Here is a 218-nt window from a genome sequence, read left to right on the forward strand (position 1 = left end):
GGTAGTCGCGGCCACTGAGCAATTGAGCGGTGGAGCGGCGGTTTTCAGTGTTTTCTTCGATAAACCGGCTGGCCTCCAGGATCGCCCTCACCAGCACGCGTGCCGTGTTTGGATACTGGTCGACGAACGCCTGGGTGCAGCCGAGGACCTTTTCTGGATGATCCGGCCAGATCGCCTGGGTGGTTGCCAGGGTAAATCCTTGGTTTTGCTTGACCGCG

At 59.6% G+C, this 218-nt stretch carries 1 protein-coding gene; it reads right to left on the reverse strand.

The window, feature by feature from the left end; genetic code table 11:
• On the reverse strand, window positions 1-218 hold a 218-nt coding region (locus tag ACW9IR_RS30315), incomplete at both ends, for an ABC transporter substrate-binding protein (protein WP_457466303.1).

It is taken from the genome of Pseudomonas sp. SDT291_1_S447 (assembly GCF_054070155.1).